The 14,788-nt window shown below is 67.6% G+C and carries 16 protein-coding genes and 3 tRNA genes; 8 read left to right on the top strand and 11 right to left on the bottom strand.

Features of this window, described 5'->3' with window-relative positions; all coding sequences use genetic code 11:
- The first annotated feature begins 126 nt into the window (after positions 1 to 126).
- Positions 127 to 214, top strand: a tRNA-Ser gene (locus ACWF99_RS18640).
- A 12-nt stretch (positions 215 to 226) separates the two neighbouring features.
- On the opposite strand, the gene ACWF99_RS18635 is transcribed toward ACWF99_RS18640, so the two are convergent.
- Positions 227 to 598 (bottom strand): winged helix-turn-helix transcriptional regulator, encoded by a 372-nt coding sequence (locus ACWF99_RS18635; protein ID WP_452536964.1) that lies wholly within the window; start codon positions 596 to 598, stop codon positions 227 to 229.
- 108 nt (positions 599 to 706) lie between these two features.
- Between ACWF99_RS18635 and ACWF99_RS18630 the strand changes: the two genes are divergently transcribed.
- Positions 707 to 1,561 (top strand): SDR family oxidoreductase, encoded by an 855-nt coding sequence (locus ACWF99_RS18630; RefSeq protein ID WP_452536963.1) that lies wholly within the window; start codon positions 707 to 709, stop codon positions 1,559 to 1,561.
- On the opposite strand, the gene ACWF99_RS18625 is transcribed toward ACWF99_RS18630, so the two are convergent.
- The 4 genes from ACWF99_RS18625 to hisC all read right to left on the bottom strand — a co-directional run bounded on the left by ACWF99_RS18625 (position 1,562) and on the right by hisC (position 5,526).
- Positions 1,562 to 1,930 (bottom strand): nuclear transport factor 2 family protein, encoded by a 369-nt coding sequence (locus ACWF99_RS18625; protein ID WP_378638491.1) that lies wholly within the window; start codon positions 1,928 to 1,930, stop codon positions 1,562 to 1,564.
- A gap of 160 nt (positions 1,931 to 2,090) precedes the next feature.
- A complete protein-coding gene (locus tag ACWF99_RS18620; protein ID WP_378638494.1) occupies positions 2,091 to 2,888 on the bottom strand; it encodes a DUF2382 domain-containing protein in 798 nt (265 codons plus the stop codon).
- A gap of 170 nt (positions 2,889 to 3,058) precedes the next feature.
- Positions 3,059 to 4,171: a nitric oxide synthase oxygenase gene (locus tag ACWF99_RS18615; RefSeq protein WP_452536962.1), complete on the bottom strand. Its 1,113-nt coding sequence runs from the start codon at positions 4,169 to 4,171 to the stop codon at positions 3,059 to 3,061.
- A gap of 278 nt (positions 4,172 to 4,449) precedes the next feature.
- Entirely contained in the window at positions 4,450 to 5,526 is a 1,077-nt protein-coding gene (gene hisC, locus ACWF99_RS18610; protein WP_452536961.1) for a histidinol-phosphate transaminase, read from the bottom strand.
- A gap of 89 nt (positions 5,527 to 5,615) precedes the next feature.
- Here hisC and ACWF99_RS18605 point away from each other — a divergent pair, with 89 nt between their 5' ends.
- The 3 genes from ACWF99_RS18605 to ACWF99_RS18595 all read left to right on the top strand — a co-directional run bounded on the left by ACWF99_RS18605 (position 5,616) and on the right by ACWF99_RS18595 (position 6,628).
- Positions 5,616 to 6,332, top strand: a complete 717-nt coding sequence (locus tag ACWF99_RS18605; RefSeq protein ID WP_452536960.1) for a dienelactone hydrolase family protein — start codon at positions 5,616 to 5,618, stop codon at positions 6,330 to 6,332.
- Positions 6,333 to 6,425: 93 nt separating this feature from the next.
- Positions 6,426 to 6,515, top strand: a tRNA-Ser gene (locus ACWF99_RS18600).
- A gap of 40 nt (positions 6,516 to 6,555) precedes the next feature.
- Positions 6,556 to 6,628, top strand: a tRNA-Arg gene (locus tag ACWF99_RS18595).
- Positions 6,629 to 6,687: 59 nt separating this feature from the next.
- On the opposite strand, the gene ACWF99_RS18590 is transcribed toward ACWF99_RS18595, so the two are convergent.
- Positions 6,688 to 7,737 carry an isopenicillin N synthase family dioxygenase gene (locus ACWF99_RS18590; protein ID WP_452536959.1) on the bottom strand — a complete coding sequence of 350 codons (1,050 nt, stop codon included), beginning with the start codon at positions 7,735 to 7,737 and terminating at the stop codon, positions 6,688 to 6,690.
- A gap of 145 nt (positions 7,738 to 7,882) precedes the next feature.
- On the opposite strand from ACWF99_RS18590, the gene ACWF99_RS18585 reads away from it, so the two are divergent.
- Positions 7,883 to 9,061, top strand: a complete 1,179-nt coding sequence (locus ACWF99_RS18585; protein ID WP_452536958.1) for a nitrate ABC transporter substrate-binding protein — start codon at positions 7,883 to 7,885, stop codon at positions 9,059 to 9,061.
- A gap of 7 nt (positions 9,062 to 9,068) precedes the next feature.
- Here the strand turns inward: ACWF99_RS18585 and ACWF99_RS18580 are convergent, their stop codons facing one another.
- Entirely contained in the window at positions 9,069 to 9,794 is a 726-nt protein-coding gene (locus ACWF99_RS18580; protein WP_452536957.1) for a maleylpyruvate isomerase family mycothiol-dependent enzyme, read from the bottom strand.
- Entirely contained in the window at positions 9,791 to 10,207 is a 417-nt protein-coding gene (locus tag ACWF99_RS18575) for a Rid family hydrolase (protein ID WP_452536956.1), read from the bottom strand. Before ACWF99_RS18575 ends, ACWF99_RS18580 begins: the two co-directional genes overlap by 4 nt.
- 85 nt (positions 10,208 to 10,292) lie before the next feature.
- Here ACWF99_RS18575 and ACWF99_RS18570 point away from each other — a divergent pair, with 85 nt between their 5' ends.
- Positions 10,293 to 11,873 (top strand): esterase-like activity of phytase family protein, encoded by a 1,581-nt coding sequence (locus ACWF99_RS18570; RefSeq protein ID WP_452536955.1) that lies wholly within the window; start codon positions 10,293 to 10,295, stop codon positions 11,871 to 11,873.
- Here ACWF99_RS18570 and ACWF99_RS18565 read toward each other — a convergent pair.
- Positions 11,866 to 12,546: a DUF998 domain-containing protein gene (locus ACWF99_RS18565; RefSeq protein WP_452536954.1), complete on the bottom strand. Its 681-nt coding sequence runs from the start codon at positions 12,544 to 12,546 to the stop codon at positions 11,866 to 11,868. The genes ACWF99_RS18570 and ACWF99_RS18565 overlap by 8 nt on opposite strands.
- 147 nt (positions 12,547 to 12,693) lie before the next feature.
- Here ACWF99_RS18565 and ACWF99_RS18560 point away from each other — a divergent pair, with 147 nt between their 5' ends.
- Entirely contained in the window at positions 12,694 to 12,822 is a 129-nt protein-coding gene (locus ACWF99_RS18560; protein WP_378638519.1) for a hypothetical protein, read from the top strand.
- Positions 12,823 to 12,834: 12 nt separating this feature from the next.
- On the opposite strand, the gene ACWF99_RS18555 is transcribed toward ACWF99_RS18560, so the two are convergent.
- Positions 12,835 to 13,326, bottom strand: coding sequence for a very short patch repair endonuclease (locus ACWF99_RS18555; protein ID WP_452536953.1), 492 nt, complete (start codon positions 13,324 to 13,326; stop codon positions 12,835 to 12,837).
- The gene (locus tag ACWF99_RS18550) at positions 13,323 to 14,456 is read right to left on the bottom strand and encodes a DNA cytosine methyltransferase (protein WP_378638684.1); all 1,134 of its coding nucleotides are present in this window, start codon (positions 14,454 to 14,456) and stop codon (positions 13,323 to 13,325) included. Before ACWF99_RS18550 ends, ACWF99_RS18555 begins: the two co-directional genes overlap by 4 nt.
- Between the last annotated feature and the right edge of the window lie 332 nt (positions 14,457 to 14,788).

The raw sequence follows: 14,788 nt of genomic DNA, 5'->3' as shown, positions 1-14,788 counted from the left end.
CACCCCGCCGGTAGCCAGAACCCCCGCGCCCATGTCGCGGACAGTTCTCACCGGCGTGAGACAACCCGGCCCAGGTCCGCCCAGACTTGCGGGGGGCCGGATCAGGTCGGCTACCATCCTTCCCAGGGAGACGTGGCAGAGCGGCCGAATGCACTCGCCTTGAAAGCGAGCATGGGTAACACCATCGGGGGTTCAAATCCCTCCGTCTCCGCCAAAGGCCCGCAGGTCAGGATCGGTCGAGGAGCTTCGGTCCTGGCACGGGTCCACCCGTTCGGAAGGTTTCGATTTCTTCGGCTCGGGTGCTCACCCATTCCAGCAGGCCGTGGAGCTTGTCGGCTGCCTCGTGGCCTATCGGTGTCAGGGCGTAGGAAACCTGTGGGGGCACAGTAGGTTCGACGGTGCGCTCGACCAGGCCGTAGTCGGTGAAGGTGCGCAGGTTCTGCGACAGCATCTTCTCGCTGATGCTGCCGATTCGGTCTCGCAGGACGTGGTATCGCATCGAGCCGTCGAGTAGCGCGGCCAGGATCAGCACGCCCCAGCGGCTGGTGACTTTTGCCGAGGATGGCGTGGGCCGGACACTCTTTGTCGAATACGTCACGTTGACCGAGTGCGGGCCGGTCGCTGTCCGGGACTCCTACCACCATGCCATGAGCTTACCTATCGGTATGCCCTTTCCAATGGTAAGTCGCCTTCCTACGGTTGGCCCATGGTGGATATCAGCAGGGTTCTGGTGATCGGGGCGACCGGTCATGTCGGCGGTCAGGTGGCGGCGCAGCTCGCCGCGGGCGGAACGCGGGTGCGGGCATTGGCGCGCGACCCGCGCGCGGCGTCGCTGCCTTCGGCTATCGAGGTGGTGCAGGGAGACCTGACCACCCCGGACACCTTGGACAGCGCACTCGACGGCATCGACGCGGTGTACCTGACCTGGCCGATGTTGCCGGCGGAGATCGCGGAGCGGGTCGTCGCCCGCATCGCCGCACACGCGCGCCGCATCGTCCTGCTCTCCTCCGCCTCGGTCCGCGACGAACTGGACGAGCAGGACCACCCGATCGGCCGGGCGCACGCCCTCATCGAGCAGCCGATCACCGAGTCGTCACTGGAATGGACCTTCCTGCGGCCCGGTGGTTTCGCCACCAACACTGTCGAATGGGCACCGCAGATTCGCGCGGGCGACGTCGTGCGCGGCGCGTACGGTGCCGCCACGATGCCCCTGTTGCACGAGGCGGATATCGCCGCGGTCGCCGTGCGCGCACTGACCACCGACGGCCACGCCGGGGCGAAGTACCACCTGACCGGCCCGGCCGCGCTGAGCCGGATCGACCAGGTCGCAGCGATCGGCGCCGCACTCGGCCGCACGCTGGTGTGGGAGGAGATCAGCCCCGAAGAAGCGGTGGCGTACATGGGTTGGCTCCCGCCCGACATCGCGCGCGTGGTGCTGCGCGGACTCGCCGGACTCGTCGGAACACCAGGCTCGGTGACCTCCACCGTGCACGACGTCACCGGGTCACCGGCCCGCGACTATCGCCGATGGGCCGCCGACCACGTCGCCGATTTCCGCTGACTACTCTTCGTCCCACGCCTGGATCGACGTCTGGTCGACGATGCGACCGTCGCGCAGATTCGCCATCGAGTGGGCGAGGACGCGCGTGCCGTCCGGATATCGGCACGATTCCACGAAGGCGATGTGGTCGCCGTCGATCAAGACGCTGTCGAGGGAGTGGGTCATCTCCCTGGAGCACACGTCGTCGAACATCGCGCTGATCGCCGAGCGGCCGTGCATCACCCGGGGGTGGCTCGGCTGGTCGCGGTGGTCGACCATGCGGATCTCGGCATCGTCGCTGTAGAGCGTCAGCAGTGTCGCGGCATCACGGCTTTCGATTCCGCGGCGCAGTGCGTCGGCATCGAATCCCGAACTGGATGCGGTGCTCATCGGGGGCTCCCTCGCTCGTCGAAACGAGCCGGACCAGGGCGATTCGGCCCGTATCGAGAACCCTACGCTCGCCGCCGAACGCGCGTAACCCGTCGACCACCGGCCACCCACCGGGTGGGTGGGTGGCCGGTTCGGCCGAGCGGGTTGTCGCCGCGCGGAGTCAGGGTTCCTGGCGGCGGCGGTCGTCGATACCCTCGGTTTCCACGCGTTCCTTGCGGACCGTTTCGGAGACCGTCTTCTCGTCGTCGACCTCGTCGACCGCCAGCCGTACGCGCTCCACCGGGACGGTTTCCTTCTCGACGTGCACCTGGTCGGCGTGCAGGACGACCTCGCGGTCCTCCTCGCCGATGGTCGCGCGCCCGGTGCGGTCGGTGATCGGTTCGCGTTCGACGTGCACTTCCTCGTGCGTTACGGGCACCTTGAACGTCTGTTCCTCGGTGACCACGGACTTGTGCAACCGTGCGGTGCCGACCTCTTCGCTCTCGGTGTCGACGCGCAACTGCTCTTCCGAGCGCACCATCGAGTCGTCACCATAGCGAGCGGTGTCGGACAAACCGTCCATAGTCCGCGCCGGGTTGCCCTGGGTCATCGGCAGGTCGTCTTCGGGCCGAATCCGCGGGCGGCCCTCGGCATTCCAGCCGGATGCCCGAGGATCGACGTGGTAATGCTGGAACAGTTCCTGCTCCGATTGCGCGCTGATCCGGGACCCGTCGTGGTGCGGCGCCGTCTTCACCAGATCCTTGTCGACGTGCAGTCTGAGCGAGTCGTCGTCGGGCAGATGTTCGGCGCCGGCCAGCGGAACCAGCGAGTCGTGGCTGAAGAATCCGGTCGAGACGGCGGCCCAGGTGGGCGCTCCGGACTGGTTGTCGAGGTAGATCTGCTTGACCTTGCCGATCTTGTCGCCGCGTTCGTCGTAGGCGGTGGCTCCGATCAGCGATTCCAGGGTCGATTTGCTCATGATGATCCCTCCTACCTGGTACGGAGGCCGGTCGCGGGCATGTTGGGCTCGTTCGCCGGCTCCGCTGGGGGTTGTTGGATGATCAATCGGTCGTAGCGCCCGGCACGTCCGGATTCGGCTACGTCACAGCAAATACCCGGTCGGTCATGAGCCAAACAGCCCGCCGCAGATCAGTCCCGGCGGACGAAATTCGGTCGAATGTCCATGTCGGGCGCGTCGTAGTAGCGGTGGAAGGTGGGCGTCAGCCCGGACGAGATGGGCGGATTGACCCAACTCCAGTCGGTCGGGCACGCGCGCCCGGCGGCTTCCTCGCGCTGTACGTGATCGCAGAACTGCTTGGCCACGGTGTGGTGGTCGACCATGTGCACGCCGGACGCGCGAAAGCTGTGCAGCACAGCGTGATTGAGCTCGATCAGCGCCTTGTCCCGCCACAGCGTGCGCACCGACGAGGTGTCGAGACCCATCATGTCGGCGATCAGCGGCAGCATGTTGTAGCGATCGGTGTCGCTGAGGTTGCGCGCGCCGATCTCGGTGCCGACGTACCAGCCGTTGAAGGGAGCGAAGGGGTAGCAAACTCCGCCCACCTCCAGATCCATGTTCGAAACAGCGGGCAGCGCGTGCCATTTCAGGCCGAGTGCGGCGAACCACGGGTAGCCGGGGTGGGTCAGGTCGACCTCGCGGACCAGCTCGCGCGGAACGTCGAAATACCGCACGTCCTCGGTGGGTGTGCTGATCAGCACCGGCAGCACGTCGAACGGCGTACGCGCCCCGCGCCAGCCCAGCTCCAGCGCCTGTTCGGTGGCCGCGATATTGGCCGGATCGCCGGTGACGGTGCCGTCACCGTTGCGGTAGCCGGCATAGCGGATCAGCTGCGAGCTCTCGATCCGGTACTCGCCGCCGCCGGGTTCGGCCGCCGGGCCGACCGTGATCATCGACTGAATCGCGCCGCCGTTGGTGGCCAGGCGCAGATGTTGCCAGCACACCTCGGAAAGTTCCCGCGCAGAAGTAACTCGGCGCGCGTCGAGTAGTTTCAGCGATCGCCAATGTTTGCGGCCGACACAGCGAGCGTGGTTGCGCCACGCCAGTTTCGCGCCGATCAAGATCTCCTCGGCGGTCTGGGTATAGGTGCCGGTATCGCGCAGTTCGGCGAGCGCGCCGAGGCGACGCTGGGTGGGCAGGTGCCCGAGTTCGGGGTAGCGGAAGAACTCGTCGCAGTCGCGCAAGCGGCGATCCAGCTCCACCGGCGGCGGCACGGCGACATCGACGTCAGCCGCCAAAGTCACTGTGGGGGTTGATTTTTCGCAGACGGCAGGGCGAGAGCCTTGGTTCACGGTACATCTCCGGTCGGGCAGCAGGGTGCGGGGCCGTGCGGGTGCACCCTCCGACGCGGGAAGATTGCCCGCCGAGAACACATTCACTCGACCGGTGGCGCGCGCCGACCGGGTGATCGGTCGACCCGAAATCAGCTTCGGCAAGCCTACGACCGGTGTGCTGGCAGTGTGCTCGAATTCGCGGTAATCCCACGGCAACCCGCGTCAAGGGTTGCTGACCGTGCGCCGGACTAACGGAATCGGGCCGCCGTCTCGGGTGCGGTGGCGAAGCTGAGGAACTGCTCGTTCTCGTGCGGATCGCCGACCGTGACCCGCACACCGTCACCGGCGAACGGCCGAACCAGCACGCCCGCAAGGGCACTCGCCTCGGCGAACTCGATACTGCGCTCGCGCAGTGGCAACCACACGAAATTGGCCTCGCTCGACGGCACCTCGTAGCCCGCGGCCAGCAGCGCCTCGCGCAGCTGATGCCGTTGCGCCACCAGCACATCGGTGCGATCGAGCAGTTCGCCACGCGCCTGCAGCGAGGCGATCGCGGCCGCCTGCGCGATCCGGTTCACGCTGAACGGAATGTGCACCTTCAGCAGCGCCGCGATCACCTCGGGATCGCCCACCGCGTAGCCGACGCGCAGCCCGGCCAGACCGTAGGCCTTCGAGAATGTGCGCAGCACAACCACATTCGGCCTGGTGCGGCCGATCTCGACGCCGTCGGGGCGGGTCTCGGGCGTCAGCCGCAGGTACTCGTAGTAGGCCTCGTCGAGCACGACGAGAACGTGCGCGGGCACCCGGTCGAGGAAGCGCTCCAGCTCGGCGCGCCCGTGCGCGGTGCCGCTGGGGTTGTTCGGGTTGCACACGAAGATCAGCTTGGTGCGCTCGGTGACCGCGTCGGCCATCGCGTCCAGATCGTGCAGATGATCCTCGGTCAGCGGTACCCGCACCGCGGTCGCGTTGCCCACCTGCGTGACGATCGGGTACGCCTCGAACGAACGCCACGCGAACACCACCTCGTCGGTGGGGGCGTCGCAGGTGATCTGCACGAGTTCCTGGCACAGCGCCACGCTGCCGCAGCCGACCGCGACATTCGCCACGGTGACCTCGAGGAACTCGGCGAGCGCCGCCCGCAGCTCGCTGACCTGATTGTCCGGATAGCGGTTGGCCAGCTCGGCGGACTCCGCGATCGCCTTGGCCGCGCTCGGCAACGGACCGAAGGTCGTCTCGTTGGACGCGAGCTTCACCGCATCCGGGTGGTTACGGCCGGGAACGTAGGCCGGGATGGTGGCGAGGTCGGGGCGGATGTGCGCGGTCACGCCTCCACCCTACGATGATCGGCTGCCGCGACATGCGGCGCGGCCGTCCAGACCTACCCAAGTCCAGTTCTGCCGCCTACGCTGGGTTTATGCCGGGCACTTACGACGACGTCGCCCCCCTGCGGCCGGTGGATGCCGACACCGCCGCCGTCGCGCGGCGCACTGCCGTGCCGATCACCGTGGTGGAGCCCGAGCGGGTGGCCCGCGGCGGCATCGTTGTCCTGCACGAATCCCGCGAATTCTCCCCCCAGCTCCACGAGCTGATGCGGGCGCTGTCGTTCGAGGGCTGGATCGTCGTCGCGCCGCATCTGTTCGACCGCATCGCCGACGCGCAAGTACACGAGGTGTTCGGTGACGAACTCTTCGACGACTTCGACGCCGGTTTCGACTGGCTCACCGGCCGCGGCGTCTTCCCCGACACGATCGGCGTCCTCGGCTTCGACAGCGCGGGCACCGCGGCCTTCCTCGTCGCCGCCACCCGCCCGATCGGCGCCGCGGTGAGCGTGGCCGCCCCCGGCATCGCCGAACCGCTTCCCGACCAGAACGCGGCCCTCATCGACATCGCCGCCGACCTCCAGGCCCCTTGGCTCGGGATCTTCGGCGCGGACGACCCGGCCACCCCGCCCGAGGCGGTCGAACGCCTCCGTGAGGCCACGGCGAAGGCCGATGTGGCCAGTCTCACAATCACTTATCCCGGTCTGAGTCACCGGGTCGACCGACCCGATCCCGAAGACGAGGCGGCTACCGCCATTCGCATCGACTCCCAGACCCGTATCTACGACTGGTTCGACAGCAACTTACGCTGATTGACCAGGCGTTTTGGACTACTACCACTGCTCGTGTAATCTTCATTCCCGGCGGTTCGACAAGGACCGGTGCCCTCGAAAGAGAAGGCTCCAGGAGGCGTGCCAGAGCGGCCGAATGGGACTCACTGCTAATGAGTTGTCCCTTCACGGGGACCGGAGGTTCAAATCCTCTCGCCTCCGCCACACCCAGCTTGCTGGGTAACAACTGAAGATGCACCACCATGCGCCCGTAGCTCAACGGATAGAGCACTTGACTACGGATCAAGAGGTTAGGGGTTCGAATCCCTTCGGGCGCACCGAAATCGACCCCGTATCAGCAGATACGGGGTCGATTTTTTTTCGTGGGGGGCTGTGGTCAATCCGGGCTGGTCGCTGCCAGGACTCTGGCGGTTTCGCGGGCGGTCGGGGCGGGGGTGGCTATTCCTTTGAGACCGGCGACTTTCGCGTTGATGTTCTCGGCGACGGTGATCGGGGGGTAGCCCTGTTCGCCGGGGGCGAGGGTGCCGGGGAGGGCTTGGATCACCGCGTCGTGGTTGCCGTCGAAGAAGAAGGCGGCGGAGCGCCGGCGGCGGATGTGGCCGTCGATGATCGGCGGATCCACGCGGTGGAGGGTGGACATCCAGCGGTCGTTGGTCCAGCGGGCCATCGCGTCGCCGAGGTTGATCAGCAGGGCTCCTTCCGCGGGCTGCACGTTGTGCCAGTGGCCGTGTTCGTCGAGCACCTGGAGACCGGGGACGCGGTCGGCCCACAGGATGGTGAGGATGCCGAAGTCGGTGTGCGCGCCCATGCCGGTCATGTCGCCGTCGAGGCGCAGTTCGCCCTCGGGCAGGGCGTAGTTGTTCATCTTCAGCGCGTCGATGGAATGGTCGGTGAGGGTGTCGAAGTAGTCGGCGGGTAGCCGCAGGGCTGCGGCGAAGGCGCGCAACAGGATTCGCGACAGCCGCTGTGCGTGGGCGAAGTAGGTGTCGATCGCGGGACGGAAGCCCGGAGCGGCCTCGGGCCAATTGTTGGCGGCATACGACGAGGCGGGTAGGTCGAGGCCGGGGAAATCGGTGAACTGGGTGCCGACGATGAAGGCCTCGTAGAAGTCGTTCATCTGATTCGCCGTGGGCAGTCCCAGACTCAGGCTCAGCGATTCCGACCTCGGCGGCGAGTAGCCACGGTTCTCCGAGGTGGAGCGGCGGTAGCGCTTCTTGATGTCGAGTGGCAGTGCGAAGAACTCGTCGAGCGCGTCGGTGAGCCCGGCGAGTACCTCGTCGGGGATGGCATGGCCGACGATCTGCATGAAGCCGACCTCGCGGCAAGCGGTGTCGATTTCGGCGGCGACCGCCGCGCGACCGGCATCGTCGGTGTCGGTCAGAAAGGGAGTGATGTCGATGGTGGGGACGGTGAACGGGGGCGTCATCTCTTCAGGGTCTATTGCATGTATTGCCTCCGCATTACAGAACGGAGGGAAGAGCAGACATGTAGTGAGCACGTAACGGGCTGGAAACCGACCGGAAGTTGCATGTAGATGTTGCGCAGAAGGGCGCGACGACGAGGAGGACGACATGCAGAACCACCGACACCCCAGGCGCGCCGCGACCTCGGGGGCAGTGCTGTTGGCGGCGCTGCTCGCCGTCGCCGGTTGCGGCACCGATTCCGCGGATCAGGGTGGCGCCGCTGTCGCGCTCGAACCCGCCGCGCCCGCGCAGACTCTGCGTGGGGTGTGCCCGGACACGGTCACCATTCAGCTGCAGTGGCAGCCGCAGTCCGATCAGGGCGGGTTGTTCCAGCTGCTCGGCCCCGGGTACCGCGTGGACGAGGAGACCAAATCGGTCGAAGGGCCGCTGGTGGCAGGTGGTAAGGACACCGGCGTGCGGTTGCAGCTGCGAGCGGGCGGGCCCGCGATCGGGTTCCAGTCCGTCCCCTCGCGCATGTACGTAGACGACACTGTCACGCTCGGGGTGGTACACGGCGAGCAGGTGATCGCGGCGAGTGCCGCCAAGTCTGTCGTCGCCGTCACCCCGCTGCTGAAATACAGCCCGTCCATTCTGATGTGGGATCCGGTGAGTCACCCGGACTGGCGTTCGATCACCGACATCGGCCGCTCGAACGCGCCCGTCGTCGTGTCGAAGGAGCAGATCTTTCCGCAGTGGCTGGTGGCCAAGGGCCTGCTGAAACAGTCGCAGATCGATACCGGATACGACGGCGCCCCAGCCCGTTTCGTCGCCGACACCACGATCGCCCAGCAGGGTTTCGCCAGCGCGGAACCGTACGTCTACGAGCACGAGGCCCGTGCCTGGAACAAGCCGGTGGCCTACGACCTGATCAAGAACTCCGGCTTCGACACCTACGCCTCGAATCTCACCGTGCGTGCCGACAAGCTCGACGGACTGGCACCGTGCCTGGCCAAGTTGGTACCGATCGTGCAGCAGTCCGGCGCCGACTTCGCCGCCGCACCGGCCGACACCAATGCCAAGGTCGTCGATATCGTCTCCCGCACACCGGCATTCACTCCGTACCCGGCCGGTGAAGCCGAGTTCGCCGCGAAGCAGCTCGTCGAGCTCGGTCTGTTGGCCAACGAGGCCGACGGCTCCTTCGGCACCTACGAGCAGGCTCGAACCCAGCGCAACCTCGACGAGCTGCGGCCGATCCTGGTGGCAGGCGGAGCCGCGATCCCACCGGCGCTGACAGCGGGCGAGATCTTCACCAACCGATTCACCGATCCGAAGATCGGCATTCGCTGACTCCTGACTACTTCCAGGCAGGCAGTGGCGGCAGGGGGCCGGTCAGGTCGCTACCCGAGGTGCGGCCGACCAGCCAGCCGAGGAGGGCGGTGGCGGGTCCGAGGACGGTGTGGTGGGGGCGTCCAGGGCCGACGGTGGCGATGAAATCTGTGTCGGTGGACTGGATGTCGAAGGTGGGGGTGGCTTCGGGAAGGAGCTTGGCGGAGAGATCGGCGACGGTCTCGGGAAGAAGCCGAGCGACGAACGGGGCAGGCCAATCGGCGGGGGTGTAGCCCACGTCGAGGTCCACGTGGTGGATCTCGGTCTCGCGCAAGCGCATCCAGGGGATCTGGTCGGCGGTGAGGGTGCCGCCCTGGCGGTTGCGGACCTCGGCCTGCCAGTCGGCGGCGGGCATGGTGGTGGCGACGGCCTGCCAGCGGTGCGCGGTAGCGGTGAAGTCCGCGTGCTGCACGGGCAGCGGGCGGGGTGCTCCTGCCTCGATATCGGCATCACGAACGGCGACGCTCGGATACTGCGGCATCTCGATGCCGGTGCGTGCCCACAGCAGCAGGTTCAACAGGCTGTCGGCATTGCGTGACATGTGGGCCAGCACATGACCGCGGGTCCACCCCGGTAACAGGGACGGTCCGGCCAACGTCGTATCGGTGAGTGTGCCGATGGCGGCGTCGAAGCGCGCGGTGGAGGCGGCGACCTGATCGAGCAGGTCGGTGGGCGTTGCCGTTTCGCTGGTCACGGCTTCGAGGGTAGTGCGCCGTCGTCGATGATCGCGTCGGCTTCGATCTCCACCAGCAGGTCAGACGCGATCAGCGCGGTGACCTCGTACATCGATGCGGCGGGGCGGACCGTGCCGAACACCTCGGCGTGGGCGGCCGCGACCTCGGGCCAGCGGGCGATATCGGTGACGAACATGCGCGTGCGCACCACATCGCGCACGCTTGCCCCGGCCTGCTCTAGCGCGGTGGCGATGCGAGCCAGGACCTCGCGGGTCTGGGCGCCGATATCGTCGCCGCCGACAGCGCCACCACCGGCGACAGCGGCGGTGGTGCCGCTGACGACGACCTGGTTGCCGACCCGCACCGCCCGCGAATACCCGACGACATCTTCGAAATCGGAGGCTGAGGAAATGTTCACCCGAGTTGTGGTCATGATTGCCAGAATGGTCCACCGAGTGGTGGAGGACAATTCATTTCCCGGTCGTCTCGTGGTCGGATCGCGACGGTATGCATGGCAAATGAACGTGCGTCCAGGTCTTCGTCTTTTCCCTCTCACCGCCGCCTTGTGCGCCGCCGCCGTGGTCGCGGGCTGCTCGTCGCCGGAGTCCGCGGCCGAATTCACCGCGGGCAAGGACCAGCCGCTGGTGATTTCGCTCGACGACCTGGTCGCCAAGGCGGGTACCAGCGCGGTGCTGGGGGTCAGCCTCGAGCCCGAGCACGGCAATGTCACCCGCCGCGCCGACGGCGCCTACGTCTACACCCCGAGCGCGGGCTACACCGGTCTCGACCAGTTCACCGTCACCACCACCGACGCGGTTCGCCTCTACACGACCGACATTCCGGTGCTCGGCGAGTTCGGTGGCACCACGGTGCAGGGCAGTGGGTTCGGCTCGGCCTGGACCGCGGTGCCCGGTAGCGCCGACGAGTTCTACGGGCTCACCGACCGCGGCCCGAACGTCGACGGTCCGGCGAAGAACGAGAAGCTCTCGCCCACACCGAATTTCGTGCCCAAGATCGGCCGGTTCAAGTTGGTCGACACCAAGGCCGTGCTGCAGTCGAGCATCGAGCTGCGGAGCAAGTCGGGCGTGCCGTTCAACGGGCAGGTCGATACCTCGGCGAGCACCGGCGAGACCATCAAGGACATCCAGGGCACTGTCCTGCCGCCCACCGATCACGGCATCGACCCCGAAGGCCTCGTCGCACTGGCCGACGGCACCTTCTGGATCTCCGACGAATACGGTCCGTTCCTGGTGCATTTCGATGCCACGGGCACCGAGATGGAGCGGCTCGCGCCCGGCAGCGGCCTGCCGAAGGAGATCGCGCTGCGCACACCCAACCAGGGCATGGAAGGGCTGACCATCACTCCCGACGGCAGCACCCTGGTCGGCATGGTGCAGAGCGCGCTCAACACCCCCGGCCTGAACGGCTCGGCCAAGGAGGTGCCGTTCGCGCGGATCGTGACGGTCGACCTGAAGACCAAGGCGCAGAAGGAATTCCTGTACCCGCTGGAAAACCCGAAGCAGTCGAAGGTCGCGGTCTCGGAGATCACCGCGCTGAGCGCCACCACATTCCTGGTCGACGAGCGTGACGGCAACCTCGCGCCCAAGTCGGACAAGAAGATCTGGACCATCGACATCGCGGGCGCGACCGATGTCGGCCCGCAGTCCGCCGTGCCGGGCGCGACCTATGACGCCGAGAAGGGCGGCCTGCTGATCGACGGCAAGCCCCTGGAGACGCTGATCGGGGTCACCCCGACCACCGAAGCCGTCGCCGCGCTCACCAAGGCGGGCGTCACCCCGGTCGCGAAGAAGAGCAACCTCGACCTCTCCGCGCTGGTCGCCGCACTCGACGAGAAGGGCCGGTTCTTCGGTCACGACAAGATCGAGGGCATCGCCACCCTCGACGGCGGCAAGACCGTCTACATCGCCAACGACAGCGACTTCGGCCTGGCCGCGAGTCAGGGCGAACAGCCCCCGTTCGGGCTGAAGCCCAAGACGCTGCCCAACGGTGCGCAGGACACCGGCGAGGTGCTCGCGGTGGACACCACCAAGCTGCCGGCGAAGATCGACGGCTACACGGTGAAGATCACCGTCAAGTAGTCCACTCGCGGGCTTCGACGAGCACCGCGGTGGCCAGGGCGAGCAACCACAGCGACATGGTGCCGACCTGGATTCGCTGGGCTATGCCGAGCGCGTAGGAGCCGGACAGGTTGTCGGCGACCATCATCCAGATGGTCGCCGCCGACCCGAGAACAAGCACGGCGACGCCGAATTCCCGCAGGATCCGCCAGCGGTGGTACCGGTAGGCGGCGGCGCTGAAGGCGAACGCCGCCACCGCGATCGAGGTGACGGCCAGCGTGCTCGTGAGCGCGTGCGGTTGATGCAGTTGCGGAAACAGCCCGCTGTCGCCGCCGCACGCGCTGTCTCCCGGGGCGCAGTCGTGGAGCGGGAGCAGGGCGTCGGCGATGGTGGACGCGCCGAAACACAACAGGGCTGTCCAGCCGATCGTGGTCAGCCGGCGGCGCCGGAAAACGAGCAGTCCACCCAGTGCCGCGGGGATCAGCAACAGGCCGACCACTTTGTCGGCGGTGCCGAAGACCTCGCGGTAGGGCTTGCCCTCGGCGTCGAGTTCGCTGAGGAAGTCGTTGACCGGGTCGGTGTCGATCGGCAGCGCGAATTCCAGCAGCCAGGACGAGTAGCACAGGCCCGCGATCGCGATAGCGAGCGCGATCAGCAACGAGTAGCCACGGGTGTGCCGTGCGAATTCGGTCACACCGACCATTGTGCGTGTCCGGCCGCCACCGCCCCGATCAGGCGCGTCGAGAGCGGGGACGTGGTTTCATCGTGGCATCACAGGCACGCACAGGTTGCTGTCAGGTTCGCCGTGCAGGGTGGTCGGTAACCAACGGAGAGGTCCTCGATGAGCTACGTGATCGCGCTGGCGGGTTTTGCCACGATCCTCGCGCTGGCCGTGTCCGGATTCGTCGCGGCGGATGCGTCGCGCGCACGGGTGCGGGTTCGCGCCGAACGCAGTCCGCGTCGTCGCTGAAGTACTCGATAGTCACAGGTCAGGTTTGGAGCGTTTCACCAGTGCGGTGATCCGCTCGGCTGCCGCCTGCGGATCCTCGTGCTCCCACACCCGGACGACCGCCCAGCCCGCCGCTGTCAACGCGATGTCGGTGGCCCGATCGCGAGCGACATTGCCTGCCAGTTTGTCGGCCCACCACTGCGCGTTGTTCTTCGGGTCGGTCGCGTGCTCAGGGCAGCGATGCCAGAAACAGCCGTCGACGTAGACGGCGATGCGCAGTCGCGGAAACACCACATCCGCGCGACGGCGCTGACCTTTGACGGGCGGACGGTCGACGAAATAGCGCAGGCCCGCCCGGTGCAATTCGCGGCGTAGTGCCAGCTCGGGAGCGGTATCAGCGCGTCGCTGCTTGGACATGCGCGCGCTGGTCGCGGCGTCGGTCACGAGCTTGCGCGCAGCGGATGACGTCGACGAGGCGGCGGACTCGTCGGGCGATTCCCGGTTGTCTGCCCGCCGCGTGCTCATGCCGCCCAGCCGCCCATGCGGTCGAGGTGATCCCGGACGTCGTCGAGGAATCCGGGCGGGAAGCGCAGGCTTCCCATCTCGGTGCGACGCAGGAATCCCGCCGTCGCGCGGGGAGAGAGCAGGCGGGGCTCGGTGAGGAAGTTCTTCAGGTCCTCGTAGGGCTCGTGGACCGGCCAGGTCGAGAGGGGAACGCGGTGCACGACGCCCGCGTGACCCCAGGCGGCGCTCGGCCACGGCTGGCCCGCGGCTATCGGCTCGCCCACGGTCAGCGGGTCCGACGGCGCGGCCAGGCGTTCGCCGACCCAGTTCGCCATCCGCACGCTCACCGCGTTGCCCACCAGTTTCCAGCGATGACCGTGGCGCACGCCGGGAACATCGAGGGCGGGGGCGGTCCAGTCGGCGTCGAACCCCTGTAATCGTTCACCGTCGACGATCCCCGGCGTCACGATCTCGCCCGCGGGCAACCGGACCGCGGGCGGGCTGGCGATGCCGAGACCGGAACCGCCCTTGAGGGTCGGCACCGCGTTCACCGCCCAGCCGAGGCCGCGCACACCCTCGGTCCAGTAGAAACCGCACGGATCGCAGTCCGGATCGCCGTAGTCGCGGGGACCGGCGTCGTCGCCGAACAGCACCTGGCGGGGGTCCTCGGTGCGCGAAGCCAGCATCAGCACGCGCTGACGCCGTTGCGGCAAGCCGAACGCGCGGCCGTCGACGACCCGGTAGGCCCAGGCGTACCCGAGCTCCTCCAGCGCGGCGGTGATGTGGCGCATGGCCGCGCCGCGACCCAGCTGCAGCATGAACGGGACATTCTCGATCAACAGCCACCGCGGCCCGCGCTGCCTGCGAACCAGGCGGAACACCTCGTCGACCAGGCCGGATCGACGACCGGTGATGCCCGCGGTGCGCCCGGCCTGGGAGAGGTCCTGGCACGGGAAACCCGCGGCGACCAGCTCGGTGCCCGCGGGAAGCGACCGCAGGCGGGTGATGTCGCCGTGCAGGTCGGTGTCGGGAAACCGCGCCGCGAGCACACCCTGGGCGCCGGGATCGATCTCACACAGCAGCTCCGACGCCCAACCATGCCTGCTCAGACCGAGTTCGAGCCCGCCGATCCCGGCGAACAACCCGACCATCCGCGACAACGAGACTCCTGTGTTTTCGGAGCGCCGGCGCGCTCGGGTTAGCGGCCACCGGGTGGTCCGCTCTTCAGCGACCCGTTCCCTCGCGCCTGGGGCGAATTGTATCGGTCCCCTGAACAGGTGCGGGCCGCGAACGAATCCTTCCCGACGACGGGTGCCGCGTGCCTCGGCAGGGGGTAGACGGGTGGGCTCGGGCCGAGGAAAATCGGTGGCCGGGGGTGGGGGTGCTCTGGGACTCTTGATGGGCCGAACTTGTCGGACCCCGGTGCGAACATCACCTGGCGTCCGTACCGGAAACCCAACCAGCCGACCGGGCATCAAGGGGG

Source organism: Nocardia sp. NPDC055002 (assembly GCF_053608825.1).
The sequence above is the reverse complement of the archived record's forward strand: the minus strand, read 5'-3'. Positions and strand labels throughout refer to the sequence as shown.

Bases quoted from the DNA above. Each gene is read 5' to 3' on its own strand.
- ACWF99_RS18630 (WP_452536963.1), top strand. From the start codon at position 707: ATGGTGGATATCAGCAGGGTTCTGGTGATCGGGGCGACCGGTCATGTC.
- ACWF99_RS18625 (WP_378638491.1), bottom strand. From the start codon at position 1,930: ATGAGCACCGCATCCAGTTCGGGATTCGATGCCGACGCACTGCGCCGC.
- ACWF99_RS18620 (WP_378638494.1), bottom strand. From the start codon at position 2,888: ATGAGCAAATCGACCCTGGAATCGCTGATCGGAGCCACCGCCTACGAC.
- ACWF99_RS18605 (WP_452536960.1), top strand. From the start codon at position 5,616: ATGCCGGGCACTTACGACGACGTCGCCCCCCTGCGGCCGGTGGATGCC.
- ACWF99_RS18590 (WP_452536959.1), bottom strand. From the start codon at position 7,737: ATGACGCCCCCGTTCACCGTCCCCACCATCGACATCACTCCCTTTCTG.
- ACWF99_RS18585 (WP_452536958.1), top strand. From the start codon at position 7,883: ATGCAGAACCACCGACACCCCAGGCGCGCCGCGACCTCGGGGGCAGTG.
- ACWF99_RS18575 (WP_452536956.1), bottom strand. From the start codon at position 10,207: ATGACCACAACTCGGGTGAACATTTCCTCAGCCTCCGATTTCGAAGAT.
- ACWF99_RS18570 (WP_452536955.1), top strand. From the start codon at position 10,293: ATGAACGTGCGTCCAGGTCTTCGTCTTTTCCCTCTCACCGCCGCCTTG.
- ACWF99_RS18560 (WP_378638519.1), top strand. From the start codon at position 12,694: ATGAGCTACGTGATCGCGCTGGCGGGTTTTGCCACGATCCTCGCGCTG.
- ACWF99_RS18555 (WP_452536953.1), bottom strand. From the start codon at position 13,326: ATGAGCACGCGGCGGGCAGACAACCGGGAATCGCCCGACGAGTCCGCC.
- ACWF99_RS18550 (WP_378638684.1), bottom strand. From the start codon at position 14,456: ATGGTCGGGTTGTTCGCCGGGATCGGCGGGCTCGAACTCGGTCTGAGC.